This is a genomic window from Pelodictyon luteolum (assembly GCF_001622165.1).
GTDB classification, from domain to species: Bacteria; Bacteroidota; Chlorobiia; order Chlorobiales; family Chlorobiaceae; genus Chlorobium; species Chlorobium luteolum_B.
In genome coordinates this window covers 52,194-60,929 of record NZ_LVWG01000027.1, presented here as the reverse complement: position 1 = coordinate 60,929, position 8,736 = coordinate 52,194, and the positions used below count along the sequence as shown (strand labels likewise).

Sequence of the window (8,736 nt, the reverse complement as noted above, 5' to 3'; positions counted from 1 at the left end):
AACCCGGCTGAAAAGTGAATGTTTTTTTCAAAAAAATGCGTCATCTTCGTTGACATTGTCCGGTTCCCCCAGTTTTTCCGCCCGTGAAAATGCTGACTCCAGATGCTCGCGTGTCATCTTAAAGGTGCCTTTACATCCTTTTTCGTATTTGGGGATATGCTTTTTCAGTCGGCGAAGAACTTCATGGCGATTAATTGGTGACTGAATGTTTTCAAAATGAATCAGGAGCCAAAGTTCGAAGCTTGGCACTGAAGGAATCGTCTGGAATCGGATCAACTGCCTGTTGTCGTTCTTGAGTGTTCCATCAAGCAATTCGGCAGCGTTCAACGCATTGGAATAGCTCTTGTGATCATCACGGTCAAATACGGCAAAGACTTGCTCGAAGGCGAGGCGCTGGATATTCCGGTGCCTGTCACCCTCAAGAAAAAGCTGTTTGGCATACTGGACAACCTGAAAGGGTGCTGTTCCAAGTTCGCCGGGACGAACCACCACGTTGGCGGTATGCAGGCGAAGCGTGGAACGGATTTCTTCAAAGTAGTTCGGTTCGGTTTTGCTTCCCTCAGAAACGATCAATATCCGGTCATAGCTGGCCCGTCGACCCAGTTTACGTTCCAGATGCTTTATCTGCCGGATTTTGGGGGAATTATCACGCGCCATCAGTCAACCTCCCCTGAATGATGGGTCAGGAAGGGAATGCCTCCATACCGGCCGCTCAGGTACCCTTTCCCCAAAGCCTCGTTTTTACGGGGACTGAATTCCGCAAGAGCAACCAAAGTCGAGGCCTGGCTGGTATCTTTTTCGACCAGCCATATCTGATCACGTCGAAACAGGCCCGGTGCGTCAAGCAGGGAGGTGTCATGCGTGGTGAATATCAGCTGCGCACCACGCCGGTTGATTTCGGGACGATGGAACAATCTTACCAGCTCTCTGACCAGAAGGGTATGCAGACTGGTATCGAGTTCATCGATGACCAGCGTAAGACCCTTGTCGAGAATATCGAGAATAGGCGCTGCCAGAAACACCAGGATGCGCGTGCCATTGGACTCATCATCAAGATCGAAGACCGCTTTCCCCTGGTCAGTGACATGGGTGAAACGCAATCTGCTTTCCTCAAACTCTTCACTTCGCAGTTCGGTTTTGCCGGCGGTCAGATCAAAATGCACTTTTTGCCCGGGCACTTTATCGGTAACAACTTCGATATCAGAAATACTGATATCTGCCGTTGTGAGGAAGTCGCATATCCGCTTTTTGCTTTCAGCATCTTTTAGCAGCTGAATGGCAAACTGCGTATTCAGTGGGGCCTGCTCATTGAAAATGACCAGATCTCGTGCAAACCAGTCGAAAACCGGACGCAAATCTTCACTATTGAGCTGCACGGCCATCGACAGGAACAAGGCGTTCGGTCGGGTAGCTTTTTCCCAGAGGGTTTTCGGACCTTTTAGACCGGTTCCGAAATCGTAGACGTCTTTATCCTGATCGGAGTCGTAATGGCGCTCAAACCATTGCTGTGGTTTAAACGCTTTGTACACGAGAAGATACTCGCTTACAATCCTCTTCGATGTCATGCTGAAACCATACTGATACCGCACTTGATCGAGCACAAAGGTGACCTCGAACTCAGTAGGCTCCTTCTCGGATGAGGGATCCAGCCTGAAAGGTTGAACGGCAAAAGTCTGGCCTGGCTGTATGAGTGTGGCTGATTCGAGTACAACCCCGCGCATGTATTGCAGGGCTTTGATGAGATTGGATTTTCCGCTGGCATTGGCGCCATAGATCGCGGCGCTTGGCAGCATCCTTGGGACGGCCTTCAAGCCCGTGCTCAGCGTGTTGGTATCACTCAGCGAGTTGTCTTTGGCGGCAACGAGACTGAGTACCTGCTCATCACGCAGGCTCCTGAAGTTCTTGACGCGAAAATCGATGAGCATATTATTGCAGATAGATTTAAAATATTTTCAAATTACAACAATAATATTCAATATTACCGATTATTATTAGTTCTTGGGACATTTTTATGCCACAATCTTCCCTATATGAGACGGTTTTTTACCGTTGTATCATGGCCGGGAGACCTTACAGCCTCATTCTTGCCATACCACACACCAGCTATCAGCTCGAAGGATGATGCCTCGTTGATCAATGCTGCTTTCTTGGCGGCCTGTTTTGCTGCTCCGGGATCTTGTCCGTTGGCCAGAAGGACTCGGGCTTCCTCGCGCCGCTTTCGTGCATTGGCAAGGGTGATTTGAGGATATTGCCCTAAAGCCATCAATCAACTACCGTTTCCCGTAGAACCTTTATTTGAAGCGCCAGAGTTGACCGCCACTGGGGGTGACCTGCAGGAAAAGGCCTGCACCGTCGAAGAGCTTGATATCTTTGTCAGCAGGCTTGGCTTTGCTCACCTGAGCATCGGAAAGAGGGAGAATCCGTTTCGGCATTGGTTCTGATCTTGTTTTGGGGGTATCAGAAATCGCCTGGGGGTATCATACACTCAATAACTCCCCCCAAAACAACTGGACGCCACAAGACCAATGTAGGGGGCAACATTAGAGCCATAAACCAAAAAAGCCCTGATTTTACAGGGTTTTTCGGGCTATATGAGACAGCTATAAACTGTCATTTGGCGGAGAGGGAGGGATTCGAACCCTCGGTAGCCCTTTACAGACTACGTCGGTTTAGCAAACCGGTGCCTTCAGCCACTCGGCCACCTCTCCAGGTGTTTTTTTGCGGAGGATGAGGGACTCGAACCCCCATGGGCGTGAACCCGGCAGTTTTCAAGACTGCTGCCTTACCAATTAGGCTAATCCTCCACTTGGCATGTAAAGAACAGGAACAAAAGATAGCCATTCCCAAGGCAAAATACCAGAAAAATTCCGGTGCCCGAAAGGACGACGTTCAGCGGAGAGGGAGGGATTCGAACCCTCGAGGGCTGTTACACCCTACCCGCTTTCCAGGCGAGCGCACTAGACCACTATGCGACCTCTCCGTTCCAGAGAAACGGCCTCTAATTTACACTCTATTTTATTTTTTCAAAAAGGTTCCTTCCGTTTCATGCGCCAAAACCGGTCCTGCAATGGATTTTTTACCGCAGATTGCCGTTCTAACGGCACTTTTTGTAAATTGGCAGATTCATTTTGCCGCAATCAACCAACCCGTGCCCCATGACCAAGATCCTGCAAGAAGCGTTGACCTTCGACGACGTCCTGCTCATACCAGCATACTCCAACGTGCTGCCGAAGGAGACCAACGTCTCTTCACGGCTGACGAAATCGATATCCCTGAAGATCCCCATGGTGAGCGCCGCCATGGATACGGTCACCGAGGCAGGCCTGGCCATAGCGCTGGCCCGTTCCGGCGGCATCGGCATCATCCACAAGAACCTCTCCCTCACCGACCAGGCCCGCGAAGTGGCCAAGGTGAAGCGCTTTGAGAGCGGCATCATCCGCAACCCCTTCACCCTGTATGAAGATGCCACCATGCAGGACGCCATCGACCTCATGCTGCGCCACTCGATTTCCGGCATTCCGGTCGTAGAGCGTCCGAAATCGGGCGACAGCGGCGAGATGAAGCTGAAGGGCATCGTGACCAACCGGGACCTCCGCATGAAACCCGCCCCCGATGCGAAGATCGCCAACATCATGACCAGCAGGAACCTCATCACAGCCCGTGAAGACGTGAGTCTTGAAGCAGCCGAAGAGACCCTGCTCACCAACAAGATTGAAAAGCTCCTCATCACCGACGCTGAAGGACACCTGAAGGGACTCATCACCTTCAAGGACATCCAGACCCGCAAGCAGTTCCCCGATGCCTGCAAGGACAGCCAGGGACGCCTTATGGTGGGTGCGGCAGTCGGCATCCGTGCCAACACGATCGACCGGGTCAGGGCGCTCGTAGAAGCGGGGGTGGACGCGGTCGCCGTCGATACGGCGCACGGCCACAGCCAGGCGGTGCTCGATACGGTTGCGATGATCAAGAAAGCCTACCCCGACCTGCAGGTGATCGCCGGCAACGTGGCGACGGCATCGGCTGTGCGTGACCTGATCACGGCCGGAGCCGATGCGGTGAAGGTCGGCATCGGGCCCGGCAGCATATGCACCACCCGCATCGTGGCGGGCGTCGGCATGCCGCAGCTCACCGCCATCCTGAACTGCGCCGAGGAAGCCGCAAAGACCGGCACGCCGATCATCGCCGACGGCGGCATCAAGTACAGCGGCGACATCGCCAAAGCGCTTGCCGCCGGAGCAGACGCCGTCATGATGGGCAGCATCTTCGCCGGAACGGACGAGAGCCCGGGCGAGACCATCCTCTACGAAGGACGCCGGTTCAAGACCTACCGCGGCATGGGATCGCTCGGCGCCATGTCGGAACCCGAAGGCAGCAGCGACCGGTATTTCCAGGACGCTTCAAGCGAGTCGAAAAAATATGTTCCGGAAGGCATCGAGGGCAGGATCCCCTCGAAAGGCCGCCTCGACGAGGTCGTCTACCAGCTGATCGGCGGCCTGAAGTCCGCCATGGGCTACTGCGGGGTCGCAAGCATCGAGGAGCTGAAAACGAAGACCCAGTTCGTTCGCATCACCTCTGCCGGCCTGCGCGAAAGCCATCCCCACGACGTCAAGATCACCAAAGAGGCTCCGAACTACTCCACGGCCACCTGAACGCCAGGCTTCGTCCCTTGCAGCACATCCCCGGCAACGGGCGCACTCATATAAACAGAAACGGGTCCTGATGGACCCGCGTCTGTTTTCCGGCTCTTCGCCGCATTCTCTACCCACAGCTCAATCTTCGGCCCTCCATCTTCGACCATCAATCTTCGGCCCTCAATCTTCGGCCCTCCATCTTCAACCATCAATCCTCATCCGTCATGCCTTCGAGGCGGTCCTCAAGATCAGCGTAGATCTCCTGCAGCTCGTCGATGGTCGACTGGTCGGCAGACCACATGCCGCGGCCGTGGGCTTCGAGCATCCTGCCGACGATGTTCTTGATGGCCTGCGGGTTCACCTTCGCAAGGCGTTCGCGCATCTCGGGGTCAAGGGCGTAGGTTTCCGCGGTCTTTTTATAGACCCAGTCGTCAACGCTCTTGGTCACAGCGTCCCAGCCGAGCATGTAGGTGACACGGTTGCTGATTTCAGTGGCGCCGCTGTGGCCGTGCTTCAGCATCCCCTCGAACCATTTCGGGTTGAGGAGTTTGGAGCGGTACTCCACCCGGAGGGACTTCTCCGCGTCGTCGACCTTGATGTCGGAGGTGAAGGACTCGACATAGTTGAGCTTCACGTCCGTTGCCCTGGTGTTGCGCCGCCGTGCGGCAAGCTGCAGTGAGCCGGATGAGGAGAAGTAGTGGTCGATGTCGGAGATGCCGAACTCGGTGGAATCGACCTGGTGGACCACACGGTCGACCGAACCGAGCAGGTTCTTGAGGATTTCCGTCTCCTTCTCTCCTTTACGCTCACCGCCGTAGGCGCTGCTGTTGCGGCGGATGAAGAGATCGTCGAGGTCGTCCTCGGACTCCCAGGCGGAGTCTTCGATCATGTCGTCGACGTAGGTGCCGTAGGCGCCGGGCGACTGGGTGAACTGCCGCGACGTCGCACCCTCGAACGTGGCCCCTCCTGCGACGGCTTCGTTGACGTGCTTGCGGATAAAGTTCATCTCCTCGGGTTCATCGGCTTTGGCAGCCTCTTTCACCAGGCGGTCGAGCTGGTCCATGAGCAGGCCGAACGCGTCACGGAATATCGGGCTGAGCTGCATGAGCACATCGATGCGCGGCCGCTTCAGGCGATCAAGCGGTACGAGACCGTAGTGGCTGATCTTGCCGAAGGCGTCGTAAGCGGGTTCGCCGCCGAGCAGGCGGATGACGACAGCCACGGCCTCGCCCTTGGTCTTGATGGTGTCAAGGCCCCAGAGCACCTGTGCGATGGTTTCAGGGTAGCGGCCTTCGTTCTCCTCAAGATGCTTTTTGACGATGCTGTCGGCGATGAGGGTCCCGCGCTTGAATGCAAGCTCGGAAGGGATCCTCCAGGGGTCGATGGCATGGATGTTCCTGCCGGACGGCAGGACGTTGATGCCGTCGCGCACCAGGTCGCCGCCGGGACCCGAGGCGATATAGCGGCCGTTGAGCACCTTCATGAGCGACTCCATCTCGCCCGTGTTGTCGCGAAGGGCATGCAGGAGCTGCGCTCCTTCGCCCATCAGCTGCTCGATGAACGGCTGGTCCTCAGCTGCCGGGCGGCTGCCGCCGGTGATTGCGGTAAACACACCCGAAGCCGACTTGTGCTGGAACAGGACCTCCTCGACGTACTGGCGGCAGGCCTGCTCGACCCATTCACGCAGACGGATGGCCTCTTCGTCACCCTGGCGGGAACGTGCGGCAAGCTCTTCATAGCCGGTGAAGTGGCCGTTCTTTCCGGAAGAAGCGAGCAGGATGGTGGGCAGGGTACGGCCGTTCTCGCCCCGGTTTTTAAGGGTTTCGGTGATGGTGGTGACCTGCGACTCAAGAGGGCTTGCCTCGCCGAACACATGCAGCGAGTTGGATATGAGGCGGTTCTCGAGTTCGCTCATGTAGATGTAGAGGCGGCTGACGAAGTCGGCGAACGGCTCCCCCTCCCTCCTCGGGCAGTCATCGGTAAGGTTGAGCAGCTCGGCCTTCTGCATGATTGCCTCCTCGATGCCTGCCGCATCGCTTCCCTCACCCGCTCCCTGGGGGTTGCGCTCGCGGTAGTCGGCAAGCAGGTCCTTGAGGGCCGGAAGCTCCTTGTAGAGGCCTGCGCGAGAAAGCGGCGGCACGACGTGCGAGACCATGGTGGCAAGACCTCGCCGTTTGGCGATGGTCGACTCGCTCGGGTTGTTGATCGGGTAGATGTAGACATGCGGAACCTCGCCGCAGAGGGCGTCCGGCCAGCACTCTCCGGTCAGGCCCGTCTGCAGGCCCGGCATCCACTCAGCCGAACCGTGCATGCCGACATGCACCATGGCGTGGGCCTGGAACTCGCGGCTGATCCAGCGGTAGAACGCGATATACTGGTGGTGCGGGGTGTTCGACTTGTCGAACAGAAGCCGCATCGGGTCACCCTGCACGCCGATGCGCGGCTGGACGCCGATGAAGATGTTGCCGAACCGGATGCCACCGATAAACAGCTCTTCGGTACCCATCGGAACGATTTCGCCCGGGAACGACTGCCAGCGCTCTTCGATGCGCTCACGCTCGCCCGCCGTCGTCAGTTCCTTGAATCGCTCATGGCTTACCGTAAGCGCTTCGCGACTGTTCTGGAGCGCCTGGTAGTCGGTTGCGCGGTCGAGCAGACGGAACAGTTCATCAGAACTTTCCGGCAGCTTGCCGACCTCGTACCCCTCCTTCTTCAGGCGCTGGAGCACGGCAAAGAGGGTTTTGGGTACGTCGAGCAGGGCTGCACTGGCTTTTTTGCCGAGGCCCGGGGGGTAGTCGTAGACGATGAGGGCCAGTTTCTTCTCGCGGTTCGCCGTTTCCCTCAATCGCAGCCACTGCTTGACGAGGATGGCGAGCCGCTCAAGACGCTCAGGTACGGTCTCCACCTTGCCGTCCCGGAGCGCACCGAGGATGACCGGGCAGACGGCGCCGTCCATTTCGGGGATGGAGTAGGTGAAGGTCACCTGCATCGGCGAAACACCGAGCTCGTGCCATGATTCATACTCCTGGGTAAGGAGCGGCTGTGCGACCATGTAGGGGGCGTCGAGCTTCGAGAGGATTTCGTGGCGGGCATCGGCCGCGATGCCGGGCTTGGTCGAGCCTGCCGGGCCGCCGACGAGTCCGAACCCCATCATGTTGACCAGCATGTCGAGGTTTTCCCTCAATAGCCAGTCACGCACGAGCACATGGCCCTCGACACCGGTCACGAAGGCCGGATAGAGCTGGATCCCGTGCTTTTCAAGCACACGGATGGTGTTGTCGATATAGGTCTTTTCCTGGATCAGGTGCTTGCGGAAAAAAAGCAGGGCGATACGGCGCCCCTTGTCCATGTTCACTCCGCGCTTCTTCATCCACGACTTGTAGCTTTTCACGTCCTTGAAATACTCCGGGGCGTCGGGATGGTAGAGTCCCATGTTCGGCACATCAACGATGGCGCCGACCGTAACGGGTTCGTTGTAGTACTCTTTGAGGATGAGGCGGAACATGTTGGCGATGTTCTCCGCCGTCGGCTGCATCCAGTAGGAGTAGACAAGCAGCCAGTTTTTGAAGTCCTTCGCTTTGGCGGGAACGAGAGGAAGGATCGTGCGCATGATTTTCATCAGCTTCATGTAGCCGTACAGGGCATCCTCGTCACGGCCTTTCACGAGCATCTTGGCAACCTTCTTCACCATGTCGGGCATGCCCGCCTTGCCGTCCCCGGTGCCGTAGCTGCCGACCTTCGTCAGGGACATTGCTTCCGGCATCGACTCGAACACAAAAATGGTCTTGCCGGGAGTGCCGGCCTCGACCTGCTCTTTGAACCAGTCAACCTGTTCCTTGAACTGGATCATGCTCATGAACACGCAGTCAGCCTCACGGATGGCCGCTCCGGCTTCCGGGTGCTGCTTTTCAAGATCGACATCGCTCAGCTGGGTCAGCTCGGCCTCGCCGGAAAGCAGCCCCTTGATTTTCCTCCAGAGTCCTGCGTTGTACTGCTCGAGCCCTACAACGGCAACGATTTTGCGAAGTTGTGACATGACTTCCTTGACTTTTTTACAAAAAGATATTCAGGCCGCCGTAGCAACCCGTATCTACAATGTAGAAAA

The 8,736-nt window shown here is 56.8% G+C and carries 6 protein-coding genes and 3 tRNA genes; 1 reads left to right on the top strand and 8 read right to left on the bottom strand.

The window, feature by feature from the left end:
• Positions 1-27: 27 nt before the first annotated feature.
• From A3K90_RS05105 to A3K90_RS05075, 7 genes are all read right to left on the bottom strand, one after another.
• Positions 28-657, bottom strand: coding sequence for an RloB family protein (locus A3K90_RS05105; RefSeq protein ID WP_303681482.1), 630 nt, complete (start codon positions 655-657; stop codon positions 28-30).
• Complete coding sequence (locus A3K90_RS05100) at positions 657-1,925, bottom strand: ATP/GTP-binding protein (RefSeq protein WP_303681481.1); 1,269 nt, start codon at positions 1,923-1,925, stop codon at positions 657-659. Before A3K90_RS05100 ends, A3K90_RS05105 begins: the two co-directional genes overlap by 1 nt.
• Positions 1,926-2,026: 101 nt before the next feature.
• Positions 2,027-2,263 (bottom strand): Arm DNA-binding domain-containing protein, encoded by a 237-nt coding sequence (locus A3K90_RS05095; RefSeq protein WP_303681480.1) that lies wholly within the window; start codon positions 2,261-2,263, stop codon positions 2,027-2,029.
• Positions 2,264-2,291: 28 nt separating this feature from the next.
• A complete protein-coding gene (locus A3K90_RS05090; RefSeq protein WP_303681478.1) occupies positions 2,292-2,432 on the bottom strand; it encodes an Arm DNA-binding domain-containing protein in 141 nt (46 codons plus the stop codon).
• 183 nt (positions 2,433-2,615) lie between these two features.
• Positions 2,616-2,708: transfer RNA gene (locus tag A3K90_RS05085), tRNA-Ser, on the bottom strand.
• Between the two features lie 13 nt (positions 2,709-2,721).
• Positions 2,722-2,804 (bottom strand) — tRNA-Ser (locus A3K90_RS05080).
• Between the two features lie 89 nt (positions 2,805-2,893).
• Positions 2,894-2,980 (bottom strand) — tRNA-Ser (locus A3K90_RS05075).
• Between the two features lie 175 nt (positions 2,981-3,155).
• On the opposite strand from A3K90_RS05075, the gene guaB reads away from it, so the two are divergent.
• Positions 3,156-4,649 carry an IMP dehydrogenase gene (guaB, locus tag A3K90_RS05070; RefSeq protein WP_303681477.1) on the top strand — a complete coding sequence of 498 codons (1,494 nt, stop codon included), beginning with the start codon at positions 3,156-3,158 and terminating at the stop codon, positions 4,647-4,649.
• A gap of 190 nt (positions 4,650-4,839) precedes the next feature.
• On the opposite strand, the gene bchH is transcribed toward guaB, so the two are convergent.
• Complete coding sequence (gene bchH, locus A3K90_RS05065) at positions 4,840-8,667, bottom strand: magnesium chelatase subunit H (RefSeq protein WP_303681476.1); 3,828 nt, start codon at positions 8,665-8,667, stop codon at positions 4,840-4,842.
• Positions 8,668-8,736: the final 69 nt, after the last annotated feature.

Bases quoted from the DNA above. Each gene is read 5' to 3' on its own strand.
- A3K90_RS05105 (WP_303681482.1), bottom strand. From the start codon at position 657: ATGGCGCGTGATAATTCCCCCAAAATCCGGCAGATAAAGCATCTGGAA.
- A3K90_RS05100 (WP_303681481.1), bottom strand. From the start codon at position 1,925: ATGCTCATCGATTTTCGCGTCAAGAACTTCAGGAGCCTGCGTGATGAG.
- A3K90_RS05095 (WP_303681480.1), bottom strand. From the start codon at position 2,263: ATGGCTTTAGGGCAATATCCTCAAATCACCCTTGCCAATGCACGAAAG.
- A3K90_RS05090 (WP_303681478.1), bottom strand. From the start codon at position 2,432: ATGCCGAAACGGATTCTCCCTCTTTCCGATGCTCAGGTGAGCAAAGCC.
- guaB (WP_303681477.1), top strand. From the start codon at position 3,156: ATGACCAAGATCCTGCAAGAAGCGTTGACCTTCGACGACGTCCTGCTC.
- bchH (WP_303681476.1), bottom strand. From the start codon at position 8,667: ATGTCACAACTTCGCAAAATCGTTGCCGTTGTAGGGCTCGAGCAGTAC.